The organism is Paenibacillus sp. ACRRY (assembly GCF_022346995.1).
In the GTDB taxonomy this organism is placed as follows: Bacteria; Bacillota; Bacilli; order Paenibacillales; family Paenibacillaceae; genus Paenibacillus.
In genome coordinates this window covers 141,233-166,630 of the sequence record NZ_JAKRNM010000009.1, presented here as the reverse complement: position 1 = coordinate 166,630, position 25,398 = coordinate 141,233, and the positions used below count along the sequence as shown (strand labels likewise).

Sequence of the window (25,398 nt, the reverse complement as noted above, 5' to 3'; positions counted from 1 at the left end):
ATAACCCCCTATTTGATCTTCCGGTATATTTTTTCCGTCCGGTCCAACGGCTCGTAAGCATCGCTGAATTCTGTGAAATGGATCGATTCCTTGGATCCCAGAACAAGAATGCCAAAATGGCTCAAGCTCTCATGAAATAGCCCATGCACATGATTCCTTAATTCATCATTAAAATAAATCATGACGTTGCGGCAAAAAATAACGTTAAATTCGTTAAATGACCGGTCTGTTGCCAGATTATGCTCTGCAAAAATAATATTTTTTCGCAAATAAGGATGAAACATAACCGAGTTATACTTCGCTGTATAGTATTCGGAGAAGGCTCTAGTACCCCCTGCCTCCAAATAATTTGTAGTGTATAATTTCATCTTTTCAATACCATATACGCCTTCCTTGGCTTGCTGCAGTGAGCGGTCATTCATATCGGTGGCATAGATCCGTGCCTTGTCATACAACCCTTCCTCATGCAGCATAATCGCCATGGAATACACTTCTTCACCCGTGGAGCAGCCTGCGTGCCAAATCCGAATATAAGGATAGGTCCTTAACACAGGTATGATCTTTTCACGGAATGTCCGGAAGAGCGCAGGATCACGAAACATTTCGGTCACAGGAATGGACAGATTCTGTACGAACCGTTCGAATGCTGAACGCTCATGCAGAACCTTTTCCTGAAGCCCGGATATCGTTTTAAGACCCTCCGAATGTGCATAGTGCCAGATTCTTCGTCTCAAAGATGGCAATGCGTAATTTCTAAAGTCATATCCGTACAGACGGTGCATACCTTCCAATAACAACTCAATCTCAATCAATTCGCGTTCTTCATCTTGCGGCATGCGGACCGATTGTTCATCAGCCTCGGTAGGTTCCCACGGTGTCATAGATTCTCTCCACTTCTTCATTTGTTACTTACGTAATAGTTGTATTGTTGTTCATTACCCAAACTATTGGGTTACGAATACAGCCACACGCGCATTAATGATAACAATTGATCTGTTTGAATCGGTTTCTTCACATAATCGGAAGCACCAGCTTCAATACACTTGCCCCGATCATCTTTCATGGCTTTGGCCGTCAGTGCAATAATTGGTAACTTCTCAAATCTCGGAATCTGCCGAATACGTGTCATCGCCTCGTATCCATCCATTTCCGGCATCATCATATCCATCAACACAAGGTCGATATCCGGATTCTTATCCAAAATCTCAAGAGCTTCGCGGCCGTTTTCAGCGAACGTAACATCCATTCGGTAACCTTCGAGCACACTCGAAAGGGCAAATACATTTCGAATATCATCATCCACGAGCAGTATTTTCTTACCTTCAAACAAGGTTTCCTTGTTATGCAGCTTCTGCAGAATTCTGCGCTTGTCTTCCGGCAGATTGGCTTCTACCCGGTGAAGGAACAAGGTTGTCTCATCAAGCAGACGTTCAGGTGATTTCACATCTTTGATAATGATGGACTCCGCATATTTGCGCAGCTTCATTTCTTCCTTGCTATCCAGCTCTTTGCCTGTGTAGATGATAATCGGCAGATCGTTCAGATATTCATCATCCCTGATCTGGTCAAGCAACTCGAATCCGGTCATGTCCGTCAACATCAGATCCAGCACCATGCAATCGTACCTCTGGCTATGGAGTTCAGTTAAAGCCTCGCTGCCTGTAGACACTGCCGTTATGGCAACATCGTCATGTCCGATGAGTTCAATGATTGCTTTGCGCTGTACTTCGTCATCTTCCACAATTAGCAAACGTTTCAACTGATTCTCTGTATAGGATTCGATATGCGAGAAGGCTTTATCCAGTGAATCCTTACTGGAAGGTTTTTTCAGGTAGGCAATGGCACCCATCATCAATCCTTGCTTCATATCATCAATCACGGAAATAACATGTACCGGTATATGGCGTGTTGCCGAGCTGCTCTTCAGTTCGCCCAGAATCGCCCAACCATCCATGACCGGAAGCTGAATGTCGAGAATAATCGCATCCGGCAAATATTGACGGGCCATTTCAAGTCCCTTGTCCCCTTGTGTTGCCACAATTGCCTTAAATCCTCTTCCTCTCGCCATATCCATCAAAATGTGAGCAAAATTCACGTCATCCTCAATAATAAGCAGAATTTTGTCACCATCCGTTAGATTCTCCTGATCATCATCAATCTGGACGGAAACAGCCGTGTCGTTTGCTGGCATGTTCATTAGGGAAGTACTATCAGGATCTGGAGCAATGACCGTTTGCCTGCTTGAACGTATTGTCCCGGATCGGCTTGCAGACGAATCATACTCGGCAGATGCGGCAGCCAGGGAAGCTCCTTCCTCTTCCGGAGCTGCTTCTTCATGATTGTCCGGAAGATATAACGTAAACGAACTGCCCACACCTTCAGAGGACTCGACCTGAATCGCGCCACCAAGCAGACGTGCAAGTTCACGGCTGATCGATAGGCCCAGTCCGGTACCGCCGTATTTGCGACTGGTTGTTCCATCGACTTGCTGGAAGGCTTCAAAGATCAGATCTGTTTTGTCTGAAGGTATTCCAATTCCTGTATCCTTCACGGTAAATCCAATGTATTCCTGATTGGTGTTCAGATACCCCGGAAGTTCTTCCGGTTTCATCTTCCGTCCAATAATGCTAACGGATCCCCGGTTGGTAAACTTGAAGGCATTCGACAACAAGTTGCGTAAAATTTGCTTCACGCGATGGCTGTCAGTGTATACCCATTCGGGTATATTACTTTCAAATTCAATATTGAGATCCAGTTCTTTTTTATTGGCCATGGGGCCAAAGTTTTGTTTCACAAAAGCGGTCAACTCATCCATTCGAACCGTTTCATAATTGATATCCATTTTTCCTGCGTCTACTTTGGACAGGTCCAAAATTTCGTCAATCATTTTAAGCAGATCCGCACCAGACATATAGATCGTTTGAGCGTATTCCTGCTGTTTACTGCTGAGATTTCCTTCTTTGTTTTCAGACAATAATTGAGACAGAATCAGCAGACTGTTCAGCGGTGTCCGAAGTTCATGCGACATATTTGCCAGGAATTCGGACTTGTATTTGCTGGTCATCGACAGCTGCATGGCTTGCTGTTCCAATTGCGTTTTCGTTTTCTCAATTTCGTCATTTTTCTCTTCGACTTCACGAACCTGCTCTTCAAGAGCACGAGTCTTGGCAATCAATTCGGTATTAAAATGCTCCAGTTCTTCCTGCTGACGCTGCAGCAGTTCTTCGGAACGTTTGAGGGCGTCTGTCTGTTCTTCCAGATTTTCATTGGAACGTCGTAATTCTTCCTGCTGTGTCTGCAGTTCCTCGGACTGTACCTGAAGTTCCTCTGTAAGAGCCTGGGATTCACGCAGCAACTCCTCCACACGAAGACGGCGGCGTACGTTATTAAGAATGACACCCAGATTCATAATGAGCTGAGAGAATAATTGTTTATGCAGATCATTAAAACCTTCAAAAGAAGCCAATTCGACAACACCAATCAGTTCATCTTCAAAAACGACAGGGAAGATCATAATGCTGGTTGCGCGGGTAGAACCCGATGCTGAACCAATCTGGATGTAATCTTCAGGCGTATCTTCAAGAATAATCGGTTTCATATCAAGGGCAGCTTGACCAATTAAACCTTCGCCAACCCGATATACTTCCTTGCCAATGTCCTCGTTCTCCTCGAAGGCGTATGCCCCATATCTTCTCAACTCATCGGGGTGCTTCTCTTCATCAATCAGATAAACCACGCCGAGCTGTGCTCCAAGGACCGGAGTAAACTCACTGATAAACATTTGCGAGATCTGGCGAATGGAACCAACACCACGCAGTAGTTCAGGCACTCTGGCTATGTTGGAGCTCATCCAGTTCTGATCCTGCTGTGCCTGCATATAAGCCTTCTCGACTTCCTGTTTTTCTTCCAGATCAGCTGATACCTCTTTGAACACATTGGCAATCTGGCCAATTTCGTCTGTAGACCTGACCTGAATGCGTCTGATGGTGCGATAACGACCTTTACCGAAACTTGTAATCATCATCGAGACTGTATTCAGACCTCTTGTAATGCTCGGAAGTACCCATAAAATCACACCAAGTGCGAGCAGCAATCCGCCAACCATAATGCCTACTGTAATCTGAACGGCACGGTTATACTCTTCGTTCGCTTGCTTGATTTCCGTATCAATCTCCTGGTCTTGAAAACGGGAGAGCGCGTTTAAACTATCTACAGCTTCCTTCTGCACGGCAAGGCCCGTTGAATTGCGGTAGTTGTTCCCATCCTCCGCACGTCCCTGGGCCATCAAGCTGATCTGTCTAGTCGCATATGAATTATATGAATCCCAGGCAGCATTAACACGATCGACCAGTTGATGCTCGCCTGCACTGTCCGCCCGTTCACGAACTTCCTTCAGGTAACCTTCTCCCCGTTCCTGCATTTCCTTCAGCTCATTTTCAGCAGCGTTCGTTGAGTTATTTGGGTTAAGCAACAAGTTAGCCAGTACTTTCGCTATATCATTAACTTCTCCGCGTACAGACGAAGTATATCTAACCTTCAAATACCGCTCCTGGTACATCTGATCAACCTGTTGATTGCTGCTATTCAGCCGTTCATAGCTTACAAATGTAAGTACAATCAATATGGCCATGAGTGCGGTAAAACCAATCAGCAGCTTATTTCTGATCTTCATTCAGTTTCCGCCCCTTTATTTAACGTAATCCACACCAGGCATTTATCATCATCTCGCTCTTGGGGAATCTCGTCATCAAAGAACGTAGCCTGCATGTTTGCTTCATTCCATTCATGCGAGCCCTTCAGCTGTTCTTTCAGGAATTCCAGTTGCTCCTCCTGATCCCCTTGAACAGCCTCAAGCAGTCCATCAGTATAAAGCGCAATGTGTCCGTCACCCTCATAGTGGATGGTCTGTGGTTCAATATCCATCTTGTCGAACAAACCTACCGGGCAGCATACGGCATCAAATGTCGTTACACTCCCGTCTTCCTGGAAAAATAATGCCGGTGGATGCCCCGCATTGACATAGTCAATGCGTTTCATTCGGGTATCTACTACCAGGTATATGGCTGTAAAATAGTACTGTACCAACTGCTTTTCCAGATGCAGCTGATTAAAGCGACGATTCAACTCCTGAATCACCTTCTCAGGGTCTACGTAGGTCGTAACCGTATCCTTCAATACCGAAGCTATAAACATGGTAAACAGGGATGACGAAATTCCATGCCCCATCATATCCAGCAGCAATACTCCATAGCGGCCTTCACCCAGCGGGTACCAGGAGTAGAGATCTCCTGCAAGTTCAAATGAAGGTTTATAGATGGCATTCACATGGAACAACGGCTCGTCAATGGCCGGACTTAACACCGCATTCTGCACCATGGCAGCCAGCTTAAGTTCATCCTGAATGCGTTGATCGCGTTCCTTATGCCAGTCCTTCTCCTGCTTCAAACGGAGAGCAAGTCGAATTCGGGCCATTAACTCCACCTTGTTAATCGGTTTGGTTACATAATCCGATGCTCCCGCATCCAATGCTTCGGCAAGTTTCTTCGAGTCCCCGATCGCTGTAACCATAATAATAGGAATATCCTTAAGATTCTCGAATTTCTGCACAATACTGCAAGCTTCAATTCCATCCATTTCAGGCATCATCATATCTAGCAAAATCAGGTCAATATCCGACGGTCTGGGACGTAGTTCGTTGTTTTCCTCCCCAATTCCCAATACTTCAAACATTTCCATGGCTGAACTTGCCGTTAAAATGTCACGATAGTTCTCTTTTTTCAGAATTTCTCGAATAATAATGACATTCGTCGGATTGTCGTCAACAATAAGTATTTTCATTTCTATCTCCCTTATCTGTGGCGTTCCGTTCCGGGTTTGTCGATTTTTATCAAGTCGTGTAACAACCCAAAATATACATTTTTCGCGTTCAATACAGCAGTAGACATAATATTTCCTACTATAACTATAATCGTAAAAGCAAAAAACTTCTATCAGTAAATGGCACCACCACAGGAAAAAACACCTGCTCGCCGCCCTGTTTTTGCCCGCGTTCTGATCCCGCTTCCAAACTCGCAAAAACATAGATAAGGAATGGGGATATCCCCATTCCTTATCTATGTTTTTGAATCTGAAGCTCGTCCTGTTCAGGATGCTTCAGTTACCATTTGAACCATTTAATCCTTTTTCTTGGCAATAACAAGCACTTTGCCTTTATCGAGTTCACTCTCGTAAAAGTCTGCTTCAGCTTCTGTAAAGCCCATAGATACTATTTTGGCTCGGAGTTCATCACCGCGTGATCGGAACAAATTCGCCATGGAGTCGAATACGCCTTCTTCCTTAATACCTATTTCCTTGGCATCCGCAGTATCAGCAATTCGATCCGTACGATCCTTCTCGTGGGCTAGAACGAAGATGTGATCAGCAAGGTAACCGGTGTTCTGCAGCTCTTTCACTGCTTCTACCGCTTGAACTCCGTTTTCCACCACTTTTGCATAAGCTTGCGCATTGGTTGAATTCATCGTCTCCACTCTCCTCTGATAATCTTCTTTTCGAGCTACTTTTAATATTTAACCTTGCCATATTAATTTGAAACGCTTCTTTAATAAGAAACCATTTCTACGCTACTGGAGATGATCTTCAAACAAATCGACTCCGTCAATCTGCTCGGTGCCGGGCTCGATATAAACCTTAATGGCTTGATTACCCCGCAGGTACACTTCTCCATCTTCAGCTACCACATACGGCTCACCCAAAGCCTGGCGGATGGATTCGACATTCATGTCAATCCACTGCTGGTTAAGTTTCAACCGGTCTTCAGTTCCATCAATGTGGATATACTGGATCTCTCCGGTATCCTCACAGAGTCCAACCTTGACGTCAGCAAACTCATATTCGGGACATCCCAGATATGGATCTGCCTTTTTGTGAAGGGGCTGACCCTTCTCAGATAAAATATGACCTTTGCTATCATCCAGAGAAATGCCATTCAGAGTCTGAAAATGCCGAACCGGTCCGGATCGATCAGCAGCCAGAGTAACCTCTGGCACTTCTTCTTCCACTACCGTCCATTGCATATCTTGAGCAGCAGGTATCGCTGCCGGTTGAACGGAAAAGGGAGAAATTACGCTAAACATTACCAGCAATAGTTTCATCATGATTCTCACCCTTTCATCAAGTTCAGTTCATCACCGCTCTGAAAGACATTCAGGATTACACAGCGGTCATGTTATTTACGCATACGTTGCCACACATTAGCCGCCAGATCGATGTACTTCACCCAGTTTTTCCCGCCCTTTGGGTCATCGTTATATGTAGCCTGATAACTTTGCAGGGTCCGATCTGTAGGTGTGGCAGGCGTTGTCTGTACTTTAGCTACCTCTGCACGTTTGTTTTGCTGCTCTTGATTGTTGCGTTTGGTTTGAAATTTGGCGATCATCGTCGTGGATACCTGTTTGGCAGCCTCGGTTACCTCATTCAAAACCTCTCCCAAATTTTGTACCGATTCCATTACCGGATCGATTTGTTTCATCTTGTGCTGCACATCAACCGTAATATCATTGGCATGCCTTACCGTCTGTTTCACTTCATAACTCAGTTCGTCAATCGTTTTCTGAACTTCCTGAAGTGTCTTGGACACATTGTCCAGTGAGCCCTGAGCAGATTTCAATGTACGAATCAAAAAGAAAACCAACACTGCAAAAGCTACCGCAATCAAGGCAACACTAATTTGATAGATCATAGAAGAACCTCGCTTTCTCATATACATCGTTTTGTTATTGCTATAGTTACCCGACCATTTCAGGCGCGAAACAAAATTAGAACGGACTACCGTCTTCCCTGTTTTTGGATAATTGATGGATGTTTCATTGCAAAACCCCCAGGTTAAAGAACAACTACACACGGCAGCGGAATGAACATCGCTGACCCCATATTCCTAAACGAAAGGATGAATACACATGTTGAAATGGTCTGTACTATTTCTAGTTATTGCTCTTGTTGCAGGGATTTTCGGATTTTTCGGTATTGTTGAGGCAGCTGCTTCCATTGCCAAAGTCCTCTTCTTCATCTTTGTTGTATTGTTCGTAATCTCCCTGATTACCGGACGCAGCCGAATGCGATGAATCAGGTTGCTCTTGATAACCTCTTTATCAGATTACATACAAAAGCCTAGCGTGCTTGCAAAAGCCGTTAGGCTTTTGTTATGTGTTTGCCCTTTTTTTTGCAACGATTGTCCCAGGGCACAAGGTCCCCCCATCTAATTATTATGTATTACACTCCTTTCTTCCCTATTCCATTCCCGCTTCTCTTTAAACCAGTATTTATCCACAAACAGGACTTTTTTTACATAGCCAGCCCGGTTTTCTCCCACTGAGGTCTGATATTTACAAGTTTCCCTTATACCCACAATTGCTCCAGTTGACTCTGGAGAATAAAAGAAAATATTGTTAAAATGTTGATTCACAAGTGAGGTCGCTTGGTTACTTTTAACACAGAACAACAAATTACATACCTAACCCGAGGAGGAAAAAACAATGAAAAAAATCGTAAGTTTTGCCGCTGCTTTGACTTTGATGGGTTCAATGGCTGCTGCTGCCGGTGCTGAGGAAGCGGTTACTGGAACAGTAACTCCGGAGACAGGAACGGAGGCAACAACACCTGCTGAAACAACACCTGCTGTTGAAGTAAACAAACCGGTTGTAGAAACCGTTGAAGGTACAGCAGAAACTGTTACTGGCGCAACATATGGCACGGATGATGACAAAATCTTTGACGAGCCTGTTGTAAAACCAGGTGATGAGGTTCTTGTACCTACTATGCTGCTTAACCTTCTGGAGCGCACTTGGTTCTACGATGCACCTAACGGCAAACCAATCGGTGCACTGAGTGCCCAAGTGATCGATACAACTGGTGAAGTTGTAGACGGTTTCGATGGCGGCGAATGGGTTCAAGTATACACTTGGAAAGGCAAAGCGTGGATCCACGTTGCCATCCAATAGTATCGTATAATCGTTCTGAACATAAGTAAAGAGGACAGCGCTCATAGCGACTGTCCTCTTTTTTTAAACAAAATATTTTACTCAGATCATTCATGTATGTTCTGCCTGATCTTCCATTCTCGGCTCAACATGCACGTGAACATGCATAATATTGTGTGAACGCTTCAACCGTTCCTCTACTTGATCACAGATCTGATGACCTTCAATTAAACTAAGCCCGCCATCCACTTCAATGACTACATCCACAAGCACATGGCTCCCATGTACACGTGCCTTGACGTCCTTAATCATTTCTACTCCAGGAACCCGAGCTACAGATGATCTAAGATCTGTTAACTGATCTTGATCGAATCCGTCCGTTAACCGATGCGTGGAATCCCGGAAAATTTCCCATGCCGTTTTGCAAATTAGAAGTCCTACAGCAATTGCAGCTACCTTGTCCAGCCACGGTAAACCAAATTGGGCGCCTACAATGCCGACTGCCGCGCCGATACTCACCCAGGCATCTGATCGATTATCCTTGGCCGCTGCCATAAGCGCCTGATTGTTAATCTGCAGCGCCAAGCGATGATTATATCGGTATACGCCCAGCATAACTACCGCACAGATCCCAGCGACGGCCGCAGACCATAAGTTAGGTGCTGCAAAGTCCCCTTCATACCATGAACGTACCGCTTCAACCAAAACCTGAAGTCCAACCATGGCCATAATGAAGGAAGCTACTAAAGCAGCAACGGTCTCTGCTCTGAAATGCCCATAAGCATGATCTGAGTCGGGTGGTTTCTGGGAAATCCGAAGTCCGATTAATACGGCAACCGAAGCAACAATATCCGTAAGGTTATTAAAACCATCTGCCAGCAATGCGCTGGAAGCGAATAAATATCCACAGATTAGCTTAAAGGCGGATAAGATCAGATAAGCTGCGATGCTGACCCAAGCCCCTCGCTCCCCTTTACGTATTTCTTCATAAGCGTTCAAACCGGGCGACACTCCTTTTACGTTTCGTATTACGGTTTTTACATGGTACCAAATGCCACCCTAGTGGGTCTATAGAAACAGTGTTGCCAGGTTGCATGGCTGTAGGGAAGCCGAAACAAAGTTGCCAAGCTGCATTGCTGTAGGCTTAGAGAAAGAGTGTTGGCCTAGTCAAAAAGTGAAGGATCCCCACTTATTATCAGGTTGCCCTTGTGGGGCTTTTGCAAAACGTATAAAATAGGTACATCCCGTCCAATTCGGACGGCTTACTGTAAGACCGGGAGGGAAACAATGATGAGCGAAAACACTGAACCGAAAAAAATCAGTTTGCAGGATGCCATACGCCAGAAACTGGCGCAGAAGAAACAACAGGCGAACTCTGGTAACCAATCCAGTGCCTATTTTGAAGGCGGGCCAAAAGCGATGAAGAGCCAAAACAATAAAAAGCCCAACAATCAGCGCCGCCGTACAGGTGGATCCTAGAGAAATCCCGGGTCTGCTTACGCAAGAAAAAGAACCGCAAGCTCCTTTCAACAGGGCTTACGGTTCTTTTTTATTTACATTTGGGGTTCTGAACCCCAATAATTATTCTTAAGCTTCAACCGGGTACATTTTTTTACGCAGTTCTTTAATTTCGTCACTTTCCAGATATTCATCATAGCTCATTTGGCGATCAATAATGCCATTTGGCGTAATTTCGATAATCCGGTTAGCAATGGTTTGAATGAACTGATGGTCATGGGACGTGAACAGCATCGTGCCGTCAAAATCAATCATACCATTGTTCAGGGCAGTAATAGATTCGAGATCCAAGTGGTTCGTTGGCTCATCTAGAATCAGTGCATTAGCACCCGTTTGCATCATTTTTGCCAGCATACAGCGAACTTTCTCTCCTCCGGAGAGTACGCTTGCCTTTTTCAAGGATTCCTCACCTGAAAAGAGCATACGACCCAAGAATCCGCGAAGATACGTTTCGTCCTGATCTTTGGAATACTGACGCAACCAATCCACCAGAGTCATGTCTACACCGTCAAAATATTTGGAGTTGTCTTTCGGGAAATAAGCCTGTGATGTTGTTACACCCCAAGTATACTCACCGCTATCCGCTTCCACTTCACCCATAAGGATGTCAAACAACAGCGATTTGGCATTACCATTCGGGCCAACAAATGCGATTTTATCCCCTTTGTTTACCACGAAGCTAATATCATTCAGCATGTTCACACCATCAATTGACTTGCTAATGCGATCTAATGTCAACAATTGTTTACCTGCTTCACGCTCAGGTTTGAAGTTAATGAACGGGTATTTACGGTTTGATGGACGAAGGTCATCCAGCGTAATTTTGTCGAGTTGTTTCTTACGCGAAGTTGCTTGCTTCGACTTGGACGCATTCGCCGAGAAGCGTTGAATAAAGGCTTGCAGCTCTTTAATCTTCTCTTCTTTTTTCTTGTTCGCATCACGCTGCAACGCGAGCGCCAGTTGGCTGGATTCGTACCAGAAGTCATAGTTACCTACATACAGCTGGATTTTACCGAAATCGATATCCGCAATGTGCGTACATACCTTGTTCAAGAAGTGACGGTCATGGGATACAACAATAACTGTACCTTCATAATCCATCAGGAAGTTCTCGAGCCATTGAATGGATTCAAGATCCAAGTGGTTGGTAGGCTCATCGAGCAGCAAATTGTTTGGAGTACCAAACAACGCCTGTGCCAGCAAGACACGAACCTTCTCATTACCGCTCAGCTCTGTCATCTTCTTCTCATGCATATCACGATCGATACCCAGACCGATTAGGAGTGCCGCTGCATCCGGCTCAGCATCCCAGCCATTCAGCTCGGCGAATTCACCTTCAAGCTCACCGGCACGCAGACCATCTTCTTCTGTAAAGTCCGCTTTGGCATACAGTGCATCCTTCTCTTTCATGATGGAGTAAAGACGGCTGTGGCCCATAATTACGGTTTCGAGAACCGGGTACTCATCATATTCAAAGTGGTTTTGCTTCAAAACGGCCATACGTTCGCCCGGGGTGATGTGCACCTCTCCCGAGTTTGCTTCAATTTCACCGGACAAAATTTTCAGGAATGTTGATTTGCCGGCTCCGTTGGCGCCGATCAGGCCATAACAGTTGCCTGGCGTGAACTTGATATTCACATCTTCAAAAAGTGCACGTTTTCCGTAGCGGAGCGTGATGCCGCTTGTACTAATCATTAAGCATACCATCCTTTATTTTAATAATCTGCTACTGCATTCATAGCAATCATGGATTCAATATCCCGTAGCCTATTCTGGCACCATATTATAACACAAAAAAACGGCAAATTCGAAAATTAGCCGCTTTTTACTCGTTAAAGTTTTGGTAATTGTGCTATTGCTGCGGATATAACCCTACCTTAGCATATTTAGCTCGCTTTTGTTAGCTCTTTCTATGATCATCATGACGAATACGCAGCGTCTCACCGTGTCCGAGCACCCGAATTCGTTCTTTGTTGATTCCGAGTCGTTCACGTTCGACTTCCAGCCGATCCAGTGCTTCCTTAGGCGTATCATCCGCGAGTTTAAACGTACCATAATGCATTGGAACCATAAGCTGTGAACCGGACTCTACGAATCCTTGCAGCGCTTCTTCCGGCGTTACGTGCTGGGACGTCATGAACCATTCGGGGTCATAGGCACCAATCGGCATTAACGTAACACCGATGTCAAAGCGTTCTCCAATCGTTTTGAAGCCCTGAAAGTATCCTGTGTCCCCAACAAAATACAAAACAGGTGGTCCCTCTGATTGCTGCGATGTCTGCGTTCTTGGTTCTGAGGACGGTTCGTTCTGTTCACTTGCAGCCGCACTCTCCTCGGACGACGTTGTCAGCGCATGATGCTGCTCCAATACATATCCGCCCCAGTGAGATGTATTCGTATCAAATAACGTCCGGCGGGTCCAGTGCTGTGCCGGGACAAAGGTGAGTTTGACGCCGCCGAGTACGATATGCTCCCACCATTTCATCTCGTGGCAACGATGGAAGCCCTTGCGCACCATTTTTCGTTTAAGTCCATCCGGTACAATCAGCAAGGTTTTGGCGGTAACGAGCTTCCGCAATGAAGCCAGATGCAAATGATCATAGTGAGAATGGGAGATCAGGATGACATCCAGCGGTGGAATATCTTGAATCGGAATACCGGGGGGACCCAGCCTCCGTTGAAATCCCATTTTTTCAGCCCATACGGGGTCAGTCACGATGTTCAGTCCATAGTATTGAATAAAAAAAGTGGAGTGACCAATCCAGGTGATGGTGGTCTCATCCCGGTTGGCATGCAGATAATCCAGCTCAGGCGGGTGTTTGGGCACGGTATACGAATAATCCTTCACCTTGCTCCGCCGCTGCTCCCTCCACTGCTTGAATTCCTTCAACGTTTTGTCCGTACTTACATTATCAATGTTGTTATAACGGATTTTCGGCATGAAAGGGCCCTCCTCCCTTCCTAATATCTTAACCCAACCTAAGCCATTTTGAAAAAAGCGAGACGGATTAATCTTTTGGGTTTTTGCATACTGCCAGATACACGAACAGAAATGCAATCGCAGCAACAATAATGAGTGGCGGTGCATACATGATCGTGAATTCTTCAAAGAAGCTCAAACCCGTTATGCCCGGAATGCCTGTTGCCCCTTCCAGATTCATGAGGTTCATCCTTTCTTTTTACCCGATTGGCCACGGACGTAATTCGCATCAAACAAAAACAGCTTCATGATGAGGATTAACGACGGAATCAGCACCAGCAGACCAAGACTGAATGCCGTGATAAGCGCAATCCCCATCGTCCGATTGGTAAAGCTATCATAGATGTTGATGTAGGGATACAGGATATAGGGCAGATGCGACCTGCCGTATCCATACCAGGCGAAGGCGAATTGAAGCATCACGGCGATGAAGCACCACCCGAGGTACTTTCGCTTCCATACAAGCGAGACCGCAATAACAAAACAAATAAACGATGCGATAAACATCCATGAAATATTGACCATTTGTTCAAAGTGCAAGGGATTCTGTTTGTTAATCTGCAGGAACGCCAGGAAGCTGGCAAAAATCGTGGGCAAGCTCCACAGCAGCGCGTATTCCCTCAGCACTTCAAATGCCGTCTCATCTTCAGCTCTCTTGGCATAATAGGACAAAAACATCGCCGAAATATAAAGCACACTGACGAGCGCAAGCAGTACAACCGACCAGGTATATGGATTCGTCAGAAATTCACCCCAGCGGAAAAACACCTGCTCACCAACCTGCTCGATAATTCCTCCCTCTGAAATGGCCAAAATCGTAGAAAAGACAGCCGGAATCAATAATCCCGTCGCACCATATAAAGCCATGTAGATGCGACTGTTTTTACCATGATTGCCATACGTATTGTACGCGTAGTAGACACCCCGAATAGCTAGCAGCACAATAGCCAGGGAGCCGGGGACCAGAAGAGCTGTTCCATAATAAAAGGCACTATCCGGATAGAACCCTACCAAGCCGACGACGAAAAAGATCAGAAATACATTCGTCACTTCCCACACCGGCGACAGGTAGCGCTGAATAATGTTATGGATTTTGTTCTCATGCCCTGTAAGCAAACTATAGAAACTGAAAAATCCTGCTCCAAAATCAATGGAAGCCACGATCAGATAACCAAACAAAAACGTCCATAATATCGCAATGCCTGCAATTTCAAAGCTCAATGGACAATCCCTCCCTCAAGTCCGAGTGAATCCAACTCTTTCTCGGCTTCCTTGTTCCGGAACAGCTTGCTGAGCACCCGAATAGCAGAAAAACACAGGACCAGATATAACAGGATGAACAGAACAAGCATCCATCCTACCGAGGTAGAGGTTGTAGCTGCTTCCGATACTTTCATGTATCCCCGCAGAATCCACGGCTGCCTGCCAACCTCGGCAAACATCCACCCCAGCTCAATCGCAACCATGGCCAGTGGACCGAGAAAAACGATTCCGAGCAGGAGCCATTTCGGATACGGCTTTCGTCCCGGAAGCCAGCGGCGGAACACATACAGAACAGGAATCAGCAGGATGATCACACCTGTCGTTACCTTCAGATCAAACATGTAATGAATGGACAACGGCGGCCTCAAATCAGCAGGGTACTCTTCCAGTCCCTTCACTTCGGTGTCAAGCCGATTTCCCGCAAGAATACTGAGCGCATATGGAATTTCAATCGCATATTTCACCTCATTATTCTCGTCGAGTATTCCGCCATAGACGAGCGGGGCCTCCTTCATGGTCTTGAAGTGCCATTCCGCCGCAGCCAGCTTCTCCGGCTGGTATTTCGCCAGAAACTTGCCCGAGGAGTCGCCGATCATGACTGTGCTAACCGCAAAAACCAGGGCACACACCGTGGTAAGTTTAAGTGCCTTTTTGTAATAGACATGATCACGACCACGGAGCAGACTGAACGCAGCGATACCCGCAAGAACACCTGCACTGAGCGTATACGACGATGCCAGCACGTGAGAAACTTTGGTTGGCGTAGCAGGGTTCAACATGGCTGCAATCGGATGAATGTCCTTCATGATGCCGTTAATCAAGGTGAATCCTTGAGGCTGGTTCATGAAGGAATTCACGGTTGTAATGAATATTGCCGAAGCGGATGATCCCAGTGCTACCGGAATGAGCAGCAGCATATGTGTGTATTTCTTCTTGAACCGATCCCAGGTATACAGGTAAATTCCCAGAAAGATCGCTTCCACGAAAAAGGCGAACGTCTCCATAAACAGCGGCAGGGCAATTGCCTGGCCCGCGACCCTCATAAACATCGGCCACAGCAGGCTAAGCTGCAGACCGATGGAGGTTCCAGTGACGACACCAACAGCCACGGTGATGACAAAACCCCGCGCCCATCTGCGTGCCAGCAAGGTGTAATGGATATCGTTCGTTCGCAGCCCCCGCCATTCGGCCAGCGCAATCATTAGCGGAACGCCTACGCCGATGGAGGCAAATATAATATGTACAGCCAAGGTCAGACCGGTCAAAATCCGGCTGAGCAGAACAGGGTCCAGCGATGACATGGGTGACACTCCTCTTCATCATGATGTACAGCTTCATGTATCTGCTTGTCCAAATAGCTCAATAACTCATGATACGCATGATACTTTTCACAACGGCATACAGTACGACTACTGCTGCGACGAGGCAGACAATAATGAGCGTTTTCTCCTGTTTGCGAAACATATACCTGCCATCCTCCTTTTGATCCGATGCAAATTATGGCGCTATAGACAGTTTGCAAAAGTTCATGGTTTTTTATCCTGAAAAATTGAAAAACAAAAAAAGCCTTTATCCTTCAGTACATGGTTCACTGAAAAATAAAGGCTTAAGTATGTTGTATCCACCCGGTCAGCGACTACGGGCACCCCTGAACAAGTTCCTGCTTATAGGAGATCCTCCTGCTTGGGCAAACGTACTTTGAAGGTACTTCCTTTGCCAATTGCGGATATAAACGTAAGCGTTCCTTGATGATCTTCGACAATTTTGCGTGAGATATACAGTCCAAGTCCGGTTCCGCCGATCTGCCGGTGGTCTGAGTTATCCACACGGTAAAACTTCGTAAACAGCTGGTCCTGCACGTCCTCTGGAATACCGATTCCGTAGTCGCGTACGTCAATGCATATCCACTCATTATCTTCCCACATGGTAATGTCAATCCGTTCTGTTCCTGGTGAGTATTTTACTGCATTGCCAATCAGGTTATGGAGCACCTGGACCATCCGATTCTGGTCCGCATACGCAAAGAAGTCTCCGTTGAAGGCATGCACATGGATCCGTTGAATGGATTTGATATTCCATTGCTCTGCTACCCCCTCCACCAATTCAAGCAGAGGTACATACGTCATATGATAGGTCATGCCTTCATTGTCCAGACGCTGGATATCCAGTACATCCTCAAGCAGGCTGCTTAAACGGCTGCCCTCCGACGAGATCGTTTCCATAAACTCCTGTCGCTGTGAAGCGGGTAAATCATACATCATCATTAATTCTACATAACCCATAATGGTTGCAACTGGGGTCCTCAGCTCATGGGATACCACGCTAATCAACTCGTTTTTCATTCGATTCAGGCGTTCTTCTTCCGTACGGTCACGGAACACAAGCAGGAACCCATGGTTTTTGCCAGGCACATCTACTTGTTTAATATAGAGGGAAAACACGCTTTTCTCCTTGTTATTAAAACTGAATTCGGTCTCCACAAAGGCACGTTCCCCGTGCAAAAAGGCTTTTGTTTGATCCACCAGATTGAAGTCATCCGTCAGGACAACCTTATCCATGGCTTGAGCGAAATCTTCGATGGATCTGCCCAGGAAGTCGCCAAGGCCAAACATCTCCTCAACCCTTCGGTTAACGATGGTAATCATGCCCGAGCGATCGGACATAACCAGCCCTTCCCGAACGGATTCAATAAAGTGTTCACTGATATCACGCTGTTCCTGAATTGCAATCTTCTCATTAAACAATTCTGCATTCAGTTTCTCGAGCGCGAGTGCATGACGCACACGTTCTTCCTCTGCTCGTGTTTTATCGGTAATATCTTTAATAAACAGGTTATACAGCTTCTCATTGTTGCCAAGCTGAATTTCCACGATTTTGTATTCGATCGGGAAAACTGAGCCATCTCTGCGAATGCCTGAAATCTCCTCGACATTGACATGCCGCTTACCTCGGATATATTCATATCTCTCCAGCATCTCTTTGATCTCCACGCAACTCGCTCCCTGAAAGAGTGACGGAGCATTGGTCTCGAGAACGACCTCTTCACGTTTCAGCCCAAACATTCTTTCGGCTTCGGGATTAAACTCAATGATCAATCCATTAGAATCCACGGCAATAATGGCGTCAATAGAAGAATCGATGATGGCGCGTTTGATTTCCTCACTATTTTTCAGTTCCTTGGTCCGTGCACGGACTCTGTCCTCCAGTGTTAATTTGTCCTGACGGATCTGTTCGAATTGTTCAAGCAGCACGTCTGCCATTTTGCGCAGATTTCCAATCAAAATTTGAACTTCCATGACATGGCTTGTTGGCCAATCCATTTTGCCTTTACGAAATAATAACCTCGGGAGTAAACCAGTCATCCGAGTAAGCCTGATCAGAGGACTTACCACCTTTCGGCTTAATGGAGCAGCCACAACCATTGACGTTACAAAAATGAGAAACAGACTCTGAAGGGTCGTCAGATAGATCCTTTCAATCCGCGAATAATAATTAGCTGAACTTGTCTCCACAAAAACACGGTAAGAGGTATCTGACTCCACATCTGCTTTATAGATAAATGAAGCATGCTTCCAGTAGGTGAGCGCATCGCTGTAATAAGCGTCTCCTGAACGGAAGATAACGGAGGACTCCCCCTCCTTCAGATAACGATAATTGCTTGTATTTAAATATTCGCCAATGATTACGGTATCCAGCCCTGAAGCAATCACGCGATCATTTTTATCCAGAATAATGACGTTTACATCCAATAGATGATGATAACGCTTCATAGCCTGCTGCATATTTTGAACCGTCAAAAACCGTTCATCCAGATCCTGAGTCACTGCATTCGCTGCGTGTTTCATATTTAATATTATTGTTTCATGTATTTGACTTAACTGTCTACGGCTATCAGCTGATAAAAGAAATAGGGAGACCACAACAACAAACACGACCACATATTTAAAAGCAATTCGGCTAAGCGGGATGGTGCCTGTCCTCTTCGATTGAGGCTCACCGTTGGTGATCCAGAAGTCCACTATAATTCCGGCGATTAGCGCGTTAACCATGCTGACCACGGCAATATGCATATATGCATACTTTACTTCATCCAGATTCATGTTCAGAAAATAATGACCATACCCCAAAACAGGTAACAACATAACGACCCAAAACACGGCATTGGCCTTCATAATGCTTCCGTTCTTCCAACGCATCTGCCATCCCAGCATCCAGATCATTTCAATACAATGAGCAATGATCATATAGAAACAATGTGAAGTTGGCCCCGTATATAACAGATGTATTCCACTGATTGCAGTAAAGGTGATAAAACCATACGTACCGCCGTGCAAGCGCAGGGCAACAAGGGCAGCAGCACTGCCGAACATTAACTGAACGCCATAAAATAACGTAAGTGGATATATGCTCCCCATTGCTCCAAGCACAATGAGAATCACAGTTCCTATCCACGCGATGCGCAGTTTCTCTACAATCCATACCAACAGTTTGGCGGCCATTATTCGAAGCATGGACTACAATCCTCTTGGTCTAGTTCTAAATCTGTTTTCAACAACAACGTTGGTTCCTCCTATAAATGAAAGCCGTTCTGCCTACTTTTCTTCCCTCAAATCCCTCTGATACATTATACTGTATATATCAAAAGGTTTTTCTGTTGGCAAAATTTGATTCATCGGCAAAATAGCTACTGCTATGGTAAAATACTGAAGTTCTTCTTGAGTTTGTACTCCCCTACATATACATCCTATATATTGGAATATAAACATTAAAAAATTTGTGGTATTTTCACACAAAACTCAGCTTTTTTTTAGTAATTTCTTAACAAATTCTTTTCACCAGGAGTGTGACCTCTATGTCTATCAAAGTACTTCTTATAGAAGATGAGAAAAATCTTGCTGACATGATTGCTTTCTTTCTTGAGGAGGAAGGGTACATAACAGAACGGGTTCATCACGCCCGTGAGGCACTTCAACTTTTCCCAAGGTTCGGACCGGATATTGTTGTGACTGACCTGATGCTTCCCGAAATGGATGGAAATGATCTGGTAGATGCATTTCGTCAGCATTCCACTGTACCGATTCTTATGATTTCGGCAAGCACAATGCTGAATGACCGACTCCGAGCATTACATAATGGCGCTGATGATTTCCTTTGTAAGCCTTTTAGTCTGAAGGAGCTTGACGCAAGAATTAAGGCGCTGCTGCGCAGATCCGCCATTTCTTATCCTGATAAACCAGCAAAAGAGGATAAACCATTAGAAACTACGGGGCATGTGAGCGTGAATGAATATAGACGGACTCTGTTCGTCAACGGAGTAGAAATCGAAGTCACTCATATTGAATTTGAGATCATGAAAGAATTGTACAAATATCCGGGTAAAGTATTTACCCGTAATGAGCTGATGGACCGAATAAAAGGATCGGAACGAGCCTATTTGGACCGTACCATTGATGTACATATCTCCAGCTTGCGTAAAAAAATCGAACCCGACCCCAAAAATCCACGCTATATCAAGACCGTTTGGGGAACAGGTTATAAGTATGTGACTTAAGTCTAATATTCCTTAACTATGGCTATGCCCTCTCCGTGTGTATCTCTGAATCGACATGGCAGAGGGCATGGCTTCTTCTTAATCCTGCAGGGTGGAGTGCAGCCATTTCTGAATGTCCAAATAAAGCTGATGTGGTTCGCACTGATTCCACAGGATCATCTTAATGAGGCCATTGCCTGTAATCTGCTGCAAATGCTGTCTGCGAATCAACGATTGGAAATCGGTGATGACCAGCAGGGGGAGCTGTGGGATAAAAGCACGAATGGCATTGGATGCCGAGATGGCCTGGCTTGCATCCATGTAATCGACAATGCAATAACGCGATCGGCCCCAAGTGGACCTTGACCCCATCTTCAGGTTTTGTTCCTCGCCTCGAATGCATTCTTCCTGCTCTTCCTCCATCCACTCGTTAAACAATTCGACAATATTCTCATAAGCAATACCGCGGCTTCCGTCCGAAAGTACTGTTATACGTTCCATAGTTGTAACCTCCAGTTGTTTCATTCTACTTATTGTGCCAATCTTCATTTAAAAATGTTTGTGAGTGAACATGAAAGAAGTGTTAACAATCTTAGTACTTCTCACACAACTATGTAAGGTTTCTCATTCATTTCGCAGTTTGCTTCCTTTCATGTAAAATAGGGATATCCCCGTTTCTATCACGGGAACTTAAATGATGAATCCGGTACAGGAGGTTATGAACCGATGAATATTGTTTCCATTGAACCAACACCCAGTCCCAATACGATGATGCTTCATCTCGATGAGCGTCTCGAAGACGGGATTCGCAGAACCTACACGCTGGATAATGAACGTTCTGCTCCAGCGTTTATCCGCCAGATGCTCCATATTCCTGGCGTTAAAAGTGTATTTCACACCACGGACTTCGTTGCGCTGGATCGCAAGGGCAATGCCGACTGGTCCGTCATTCTGGGGGAAGTCCAGAACCGTCTGGGTCAACAAGGAATTGACCTTGACTGGATTGAATCCGAAGATGCATCAGGCGAGCACTTTGGCGAAGCACAGGTATTTGTACAGTTTTTCCGCGGTGTTCCGATGCAGATCCGGGTTAAGGCCGGTGCAAAAGAAGAACGAATCTCTCTCTCCGATCGCTTCGTTAAGGCCGTTACTGAAGTGGCCAGTGCAACCCTGATCAAGGAACGTAAATTGAGTGATTACGGCGTACGGTACGGTGAATTGCCGGATATTGCCCGTGAGGTTGAGCAGGAGCTGGAGGCAGCCTATCCTCCGGAGCGTCTGAAGCAGGTCATTGAACAGGCCATTGCGCACGGGACCAATACAGAAGAGTTTGTTGAACGCCGCCGCAAGCTTGAAGGTGCTGAACTGGAAGAAGCTCTAAGCAGTGAGGATTGGAATGTACGATATGCCGCTTTTGATGGTATGGAACCTACAGAAGAGAGATTGCCGCTTGTGGCCCGCGCCCTGCATGACAGTAAAATGCAGATACGTCGGTTGGCGGTAGTCTATCTTGGAGACATCAAAACGCCGGACGCCATGGAATTGCTGTATGAAGCACTCAAAGACAGCTCCCCTGCCGTACGTCGTACCGCTGGAGACACCTTGTCCGATATCGGAGACCCAGCTGCAACCGCTGCGATGACGGCTACGCTCACCGACAGCAGCAAGCTGGTGCGCTGGCGTGCAGCCCGTTTCTTATATGAAGTGGGAACCGAAGAAGCAGAGCAAGCTCTGCGGAAGGCAGCAGAAGACCCCGAATTTGAGGTTAGTTTGCAGGCCAAGATGGCACTGGAGCGAATTGAATCTGGTGAACAGGCTGCAGGCACCGTATGGCAGCAAATGGCCGGACGCAACAAAAATACAGATTAATCCTTGTTAAGAGAACATCCAACTTTTGTTATTGCATGATGAAACGAGGAAAGGTATACTGAGTGTCTGTTTGAGCAACAGAACATGTCATGTAACGTTCTGCTATTCAATAATTTCATAGACAATAGATACACCTCATCCACGATGATGAGGTAGAGGTCGCGGGTGCGATCAGTAAGCTGAAGGAGGCGCTAAGGAGCCGCTCATGAGATCAGCCGAAAGGTGCACCCGCCGAAGCCTGCTGGACGGTTCCTTACGATGTCCAGTATGGTTGGGGCTGCTGCCGAAAGGTACAGAACTGTCACAGAGATACACACCAGCCCGTATGGGTGGTATGAATTCTTCTGTGTTGAGCTATCTTATAACATCTGGGACAGGTGCGGACAATGGATATCAAGACCGCAGGCCAAAGCCTGCGGTCTTTTGTGCGTATAGCGCCATTGATCCATATCATCAGTACGCTGAGTGAAGGAGTGTTTTCATTGCAAGACCGCAACAAGCAAACAACAACAGGGAACGGTTCCCTGAAAAAAGGATTGCGTGCACGGCATATGACGATGATTGCCCTCGGTGGCTCCATCGGTACAGGGCTGTTCCTCGCAAGCGGTACCGCTATCTCTACAGCCGGTCCGGGTGGTGCATTGATTGCATACGCCGCCGTCGGCATCATGGTTTACTTTCTGATGACAAGCCTTGGAGAACTGGCTACATTTATGCCTGACTCCGGTTCATTCAATACGTATGCCGCTCGTTTCGTCGATCCCGCACTCGGCTTCGCCATGGGCTGGAATTTCTGGTACAACTGGGCCGTTACCATTGCGGCCGAACTGGCTGCAGCTACGGTACTCATCAAGTACTGGTTCCCTGACAGCTCGTCCATGTTATGGAGCCTGCTATTTCTCGTATTAATCTTTGCTCTGAATGTACTTTCTGTTAAAGGTTATGGCGAATCGGAATATTGGTTCGCCATCATCAAAGTGGCTACCGTCATTATCTTTTTGACCGTGGGTGTGCTGATGATCTTCGGTATTATGGGCGGAGAGGCAGTCGGTTTCAGCAACTTTACAGTGGGTGATGCGCCCATCCATGGTGGATTCTTTGCCGTACTTGGTGTGTTCATGGCTGCAGGGTTCTCTTTCCAGGGAACCGAGCTCATTGGTGTAGCTGCGGGTGAGAGTGAAAATCCGCGTGAGAATGTGCCTCGTGCCATTCGGCAGGTATTCTGGCGGATTCTGATCTTCTATATTTTGGCGATCACCGTAATCAGTTTGATCATCCCGTATACTCATCCGAACCTGCTCAAAGGTGATCTGAACAACATCGGTGTCAGTCCATTTACGCTAGTATTTGAAAAAGCCGGGCTCGCCATTGCAGCTTCGGTAATGAATGCGGTCATTCTGACCTCTGTGCTGTCTGCCGGTAACTCCGGCATGTATGCTTCAAGCCGGGTCCTCTATGCTCTTGCCCGTGATGGCAAGGCGCCGCGTTTCCTTGGACGTTTGAACAAAAAAGGCATTCCGATGAATGCCCTGCTCGTCACTACAGCTGTCGGCATGCTGGCGTTTCTCGCCTCCCTGTTTGGAGACGGTATTGTGTATACCTGGCTGCTGAATGCATCCGGCATGTGCGGCTTTATCACCTGGCTTGGCATCGCAATCAGCCATTATCGCTTCCGCCGGGCTTATGTTGCCCAAGGTAGAGACTTGAAAGACTTGCCTTATCGCGCACGCTGGTTCCCGTTTGGTCCGATATTCGCTTTTGTACTCTGTATCATCGTCATTATCGGTCAGAACTACCAGGCGTTTACGGGCGATCAGATCGACTGGAGCGGAGCGCTTGTTGCCTACCTGAGTGTACCGCTGTTCCTGATTCTATGGCTTGGTTACAAATGGATCAAGAAAACCAAAGTGGTGCCATTGCAGGAATGCGACTTCTCCCCTACGGATTCCTCTGTGCAGTAAACGTATCAAAAATCCCCCTGCTTCTGACCGTTCTCTACGGTTTAGAAGCAGGGGGATTTTGTTTGTATACCATTATGGCGTTATTACATGCGCCTTGATTCATAACGTCCAGTTGATCTTCACACGCAGATCCGTTGTATCCTCCATTTTGGACACATAATACGATATCGATTTCATCCCGAGCTGATACAAATTCTGCAAATCTTCAACCAGACTTGCCTCAGTACCTTTGTATCTGAAAGTAAGCGTGGCTCCGCCTTCCTTCAGCACATTCTGCACCTTGGTTTCCAGTGCGGAGTGTCCACTAATTGCATCTTTCTCGTCATAGAGCGAATATTCCAGCGCATGGTACAGCTTCTGATATGCCGGTGCCTTGCTGCCACCGCTTTGAATCAAGGTTTGCAGAGCCTCCCGGTAAGGAGCTGGCGCAGTCGGATATTTGCCTTTGCCCGTCCAGATATGGTCACGTGCCATCTCGTCGTCGCTGAGCAAGTAATAATTATGACTAACCTTGCCTTTGCGGTCAGGTGTCGGATCATCCCAGGTTGTATCCATGTGGTACCACTTGCCGTCCAGCTTCACGATATTCCACGCATGCAGCTGATCACCTGCCGTACCTTCCACTATCCGATTCTCAATACCAACCTGTTCCAGCATGCGGTAAGCAAGCAGGGAATATCCCTGACATACGGTGCTGCCCGTGACAAGCCCATCATAGGCCGTGTATTTCTGAAGAGATGTATCATAGGCGAGATGGAGAACAATCCAATCATGGATTGCTTTCACTTTCTCATGATTGGTCATGCCAGGTGTGATGATTTCTTTTAAAACATGAGTCACTTTGCGGTTAACGTAATCGGTCTGTTCCTTGGTCTCCCGGTAGGACAGATTCACATGGACCTCGGCCGAAACGTTCGAACCTTTATAATTAAAAGCATAACTTTTGACGGTATATTGGATATAGGGATCACTCGTCATTGCTTCGTCAATGGAGCTCTGGAGCTGCTTTTTGAGTCCTTTCACATCGCCCTTGTATGTAAATACAAGCTCCTCCGTTCGCTGTGACATGGCTGTAAGCAACGTCTGGCGTAAATCCTTGGTTGTGGAAATATCTGATGTGTCCGATGCAGCATACAGTTGATCCAGGTCAACCGCGCGAGGCAAAGCCACAGCAATTAGACAGCCTGCCAGCAATATGGTGATCACTCGTTTTCCGTTTTTGCCCATGAAAGGATACCACCTCTCTTTGCAACATTCTCATGCCATTGTATCACAAAAGGATCTGACGTCAGGCTTCTAGTT

General features: G+C 46.1%; 21 protein-coding genes and 1 riboswitch. Of the genes, 6 read left to right on the top strand and 15 right to left on the bottom strand.

Going from position 1 to position 25,398, the window contains the following annotated elements:
- Positions 1–8 precede the first annotated feature (8 nt).
- From MH144_RS24475 to MH144_RS24450, 6 genes are all read right to left on the bottom strand, one after another.
- A complete protein-coding gene (locus tag MH144_RS24475) occupies positions 9–881 on the bottom strand; it encodes a CheR family methyltransferase (protein WP_127539871.1) in 873 nt (290 codons plus the stop codon).
- A 71-nt stretch (positions 882–952) separates the two neighbouring features.
- Complete coding sequence (locus MH144_RS24470; protein WP_239304934.1) at positions 953–4,672, bottom strand: response regulator; 3,720 nt, start codon at positions 4,670–4,672, stop codon at positions 953–955.
- Complete coding sequence (locus tag MH144_RS24465; protein WP_239304933.1) at positions 4,669–5,838, bottom strand: PP2C family protein-serine/threonine phosphatase; 1,170 nt, start codon at positions 5,836–5,838, stop codon at positions 4,669–4,671. Before MH144_RS24465 ends, MH144_RS24470 begins: the two co-directional genes overlap by 4 nt.
- A 335-nt stretch (positions 5,839–6,173) precedes the next feature.
- Positions 6,174–6,518, bottom strand: a complete 345-nt coding sequence (locus tag MH144_RS24460) for a YflT domain-containing protein (protein WP_095292442.1) — start codon at positions 6,516–6,518, stop codon at positions 6,174–6,176.
- Positions 6,519–6,620: 102 nt separating this feature from the next.
- Complete coding sequence (locus tag MH144_RS24455) at positions 6,621–7,154, bottom strand: hypothetical protein (protein ID WP_239304932.1); 534 nt, start codon at positions 7,152–7,154, stop codon at positions 6,621–6,623.
- A 71-nt stretch (positions 7,155–7,225) separates the two neighbouring features.
- Entirely contained in the window at positions 7,226–7,738 is a 513-nt protein-coding gene (locus MH144_RS24450) for a DUF948 domain-containing protein (RefSeq protein WP_239304931.1), read from the bottom strand.
- Positions 7,739–7,955: 217 nt separating this feature from the next.
- On the opposite strand from MH144_RS24450, the gene MH144_RS24445 reads away from it, so the two are divergent.
- Positions 7,956–8,120: a DUF1328 domain-containing protein gene (locus MH144_RS24445; RefSeq protein WP_082704249.1), complete on the top strand. Its 165-nt coding sequence runs from the start codon at positions 7,956–7,958 to the stop codon at positions 8,118–8,120.
- A gap of 411 nt (positions 8,121–8,531) precedes the next feature.
- Positions 8,532–8,996: a hypothetical protein gene (locus MH144_RS24440; RefSeq protein WP_239304930.1), complete on the top strand. Its 465-nt coding sequence runs from the start codon at positions 8,532–8,534 to the stop codon at positions 8,994–8,996.
- A gap of 90 nt (positions 8,997–9,086) precedes the next feature.
- Here MH144_RS24440 and MH144_RS24435 read toward each other — a convergent pair whose 3' ends face one another.
- Positions 9,087–9,974 carry a cation diffusion facilitator family transporter gene (locus MH144_RS24435; RefSeq protein ID WP_239304929.1) on the bottom strand — a complete coding sequence of 296 codons (888 nt, stop codon included), beginning with the start codon at positions 9,972–9,974 and terminating at the stop codon, positions 9,087–9,089.
- 291 nt (positions 9,975–10,265) lie between these two features.
- Between MH144_RS24435 and MH144_RS24430 the strand changes: the two genes are divergently transcribed.
- Positions 10,266–10,454 carry a hypothetical protein gene (locus tag MH144_RS24430; RefSeq protein ID WP_095292429.1) on the top strand — a complete coding sequence of 63 codons (189 nt, stop codon included), beginning with the start codon at positions 10,266–10,268 and terminating at the stop codon, positions 10,452–10,454.
- Between the two features lie 108 nt (positions 10,455–10,562).
- Here the strand turns inward: MH144_RS24430 and MH144_RS24425 are convergent, their stop codons facing one another.
- The 6 genes from MH144_RS24425 to MH144_RS24400 all read right to left on the bottom strand — a co-directional run bounded on the left by MH144_RS24425 (position 10,563) and on the right by MH144_RS24400 (position 19,247).
- Complete coding sequence (locus MH144_RS24425) at positions 10,563–12,188, bottom strand: ABC-F family ATP-binding cassette domain-containing protein (RefSeq protein ID WP_239304928.1); 1,626 nt, start codon at positions 12,186–12,188, stop codon at positions 10,563–10,565.
- 205 nt (positions 12,189–12,393) lie between these two features.
- Positions 12,394–13,434 (bottom strand): MBL fold metallo-hydrolase, encoded by a 1,041-nt coding sequence (locus MH144_RS24420; RefSeq protein WP_239304927.1) that lies wholly within the window; start codon positions 13,432–13,434, stop codon positions 12,394–12,396.
- A 67-nt stretch (positions 13,435–13,501) separates the two neighbouring features.
- Complete coding sequence (gene cydS, locus MH144_RS24415) at positions 13,502–13,654, bottom strand: cytochrome bd oxidase small subunit CydS family protein (protein ID WP_170948273.1); 153 nt, start codon at positions 13,652–13,654, stop codon at positions 13,502–13,504.
- A gap of 5 nt (positions 13,655–13,659) precedes the next feature.
- A complete protein-coding gene (locus tag MH144_RS24410) occupies positions 13,660–14,694 on the bottom strand; it encodes a cytochrome d ubiquinol oxidase subunit II (RefSeq protein ID WP_239304926.1) in 1,035 nt (344 codons plus the stop codon).
- Positions 14,691–16,037 carry a cytochrome ubiquinol oxidase subunit I gene (locus MH144_RS24405; protein WP_239304925.1) on the bottom strand — a complete coding sequence of 449 codons (1,347 nt, stop codon included), beginning with the start codon at positions 16,035–16,037 and terminating at the stop codon, positions 14,691–14,693. Before MH144_RS24405 ends, MH144_RS24410 begins: the two co-directional genes overlap by 4 nt.
- Before the next feature lie 363 nt (positions 16,038–16,400).
- On the bottom strand, positions 16,401–19,247 hold the full coding sequence (locus MH144_RS24400; protein WP_239304924.1) for an ATP-binding protein: 2,847 nt from the start codon (positions 19,245–19,247) through the stop codon (positions 16,401–16,403).
- A 341-nt stretch (positions 19,248–19,588) separates the two neighbouring features.
- Between MH144_RS24400 and MH144_RS24395 the strand changes: the two genes are divergently transcribed.
- Positions 19,589–20,287 carry a response regulator transcription factor gene (locus MH144_RS24395; RefSeq protein WP_239304923.1) on the top strand — a complete coding sequence of 233 codons (699 nt, stop codon included), beginning with the start codon at positions 19,589–19,591 and terminating at the stop codon, positions 20,285–20,287.
- A 78-nt stretch (positions 20,288–20,365) separates the two neighbouring features.
- Here the strand turns inward: MH144_RS24395 and MH144_RS24390 are convergent, their stop codons facing one another.
- Positions 20,366–20,767 (bottom strand): hypothetical protein, encoded by a 402-nt coding sequence (locus tag MH144_RS24390; RefSeq protein ID WP_239304922.1) that lies wholly within the window; start codon positions 20,765–20,767, stop codon positions 20,366–20,368.
- A gap of 225 nt (positions 20,768–20,992) precedes the next feature.
- Here MH144_RS24390 and MH144_RS24385 point away from each other — a divergent pair, with 225 nt between their 5' ends.
- Together MH144_RS24385 and MH144_RS24380 are read left to right on the top strand one after the other, a co-directional pair.
- Positions 20,993–22,135, top strand: a complete 1,143-nt coding sequence (locus MH144_RS24385) for a virulence factor (RefSeq protein WP_239304921.1) — start codon at positions 20,993–20,995, stop codon at positions 22,133–22,135.
- Between the two features lie 145 nt (positions 22,136–22,280).
- Positions 22,281–22,500, top strand: a riboswitch (Lysine riboswitch).
- A gap of 21 nt (positions 22,501–22,521) precedes the next feature.
- The gene (locus MH144_RS24380) at positions 22,522–24,096 is read left to right on the top strand and encodes an amino acid permease (protein ID WP_275440284.1); all 1,575 of its coding nucleotides are present in this window, start codon (positions 22,522–22,524) and stop codon (positions 24,094–24,096) included.
- Positions 24,097–24,195: 99 nt separating this feature from the next.
- Here the strand turns inward: MH144_RS24380 and MH144_RS24375 are convergent, their stop codons facing one another.
- The gene (locus MH144_RS24375; RefSeq protein WP_239304920.1) at positions 24,196–25,323 is read right to left on the bottom strand and encodes a transglutaminase domain-containing protein; all 1,128 of its coding nucleotides are present in this window, start codon (positions 25,321–25,323) and stop codon (positions 24,196–24,198) included.
- Positions 25,324–25,398: the final 75 nt, after the last annotated feature.

Bases quoted from the DNA above. Each gene is read 5' to 3' on its own strand.
- MH144_RS24475 (WP_127539871.1), bottom strand. From the start codon at position 881: ATGACACCGTGGGAACCTACCGAGGCTGATGAACAATCGGTCCGCATG.
- MH144_RS24470 (WP_239304934.1), bottom strand. From the start codon at position 4,672: ATGAAGATCAGAAATAAGCTGCTGATTGGTTTTACCGCACTCATGGCC.
- MH144_RS24465 (WP_239304933.1), bottom strand. From the start codon at position 5,838: ATGAAAATACTTATTGTTGACGACAATCCGACGAATGTCATTATTATT.
- MH144_RS24460 (WP_095292442.1), bottom strand. From the start codon at position 6,518: ATGAATTCAACCAATGCGCAAGCTTATGCAAAAGTGGTGGAAAACGGA.
- MH144_RS24455 (WP_239304932.1), bottom strand. From the start codon at position 7,154: ATGATGAAACTATTGCTGGTAATGTTTAGCGTAATTTCTCCCTTTTCC.
- MH144_RS24450 (WP_239304931.1), bottom strand. From the start codon at position 7,738: ATGATCTATCAAATTAGTGTTGCCTTGATTGCGGTAGCTTTTGCAGTG.
- MH144_RS24445 (WP_082704249.1), top strand. From the start codon at position 7,956: ATGTTGAAATGGTCTGTACTATTTCTAGTTATTGCTCTTGTTGCAGGG.
- MH144_RS24440 (WP_239304930.1), top strand. From the start codon at position 8,532: ATGAAAAAAATCGTAAGTTTTGCCGCTGCTTTGACTTTGATGGGTTCA.
- MH144_RS24430 (WP_095292429.1), top strand. From the start codon at position 10,266: ATGAGCGAAAACACTGAACCGAAAAAAATCAGTTTGCAGGATGCCATA.
- MH144_RS24425 (WP_239304928.1), bottom strand. From the start codon at position 12,188: ATGATTAGTACAAGCGGCATCACGCTCCGCTACGGAAAACGTGCACTT.
- MH144_RS24420 (WP_239304927.1), bottom strand. From the start codon at position 13,434: ATGCCGAAAATCCGTTATAACAACATTGATAATGTAAGTACGGACAAA.
- cydS (WP_170948273.1), bottom strand. From the start codon at position 13,654: ATGAATCTGGAAGGGGCAACAGGCATTCCGGGCATAACGGGTTTGAGC.
- MH144_RS24405 (WP_239304925.1), bottom strand. From the start codon at position 16,037: ATGTCATCGCTGGACCCTGTTCTGCTCAGCCGGATTTTGACCGGTCTG.
- MH144_RS24400 (WP_239304924.1), bottom strand. From the start codon at position 19,247: ATGCTTCGAATAATGGCCGCCAAACTGTTGGTATGGATTGTAGAGAAA.
- MH144_RS24395 (WP_239304923.1), top strand. From the start codon at position 19,589: ATGTCTATCAAAGTACTTCTTATAGAAGATGAGAAAAATCTTGCTGAC.
- MH144_RS24390 (WP_239304922.1), bottom strand. From the start codon at position 20,767: ATGGAACGTATAACAGTACTTTCGGACGGAAGCCGCGGTATTGCTTAT.
- MH144_RS24385 (WP_239304921.1), top strand. From the start codon at position 20,993: ATGAATATTGTTTCCATTGAACCAACACCCAGTCCCAATACGATGATG.
- MH144_RS24380 (WP_275440284.1), top strand. From the start codon at position 22,522: ATGGATATCAAGACCGCAGGCCAAAGCCTGCGGTCTTTTGTGCGTATA.
- MH144_RS24375 (WP_239304920.1), bottom strand. From the start codon at position 25,323: ATGGGCAAAAACGGAAAACGAGTGATCACCATATTGCTGGCAGGCTGT.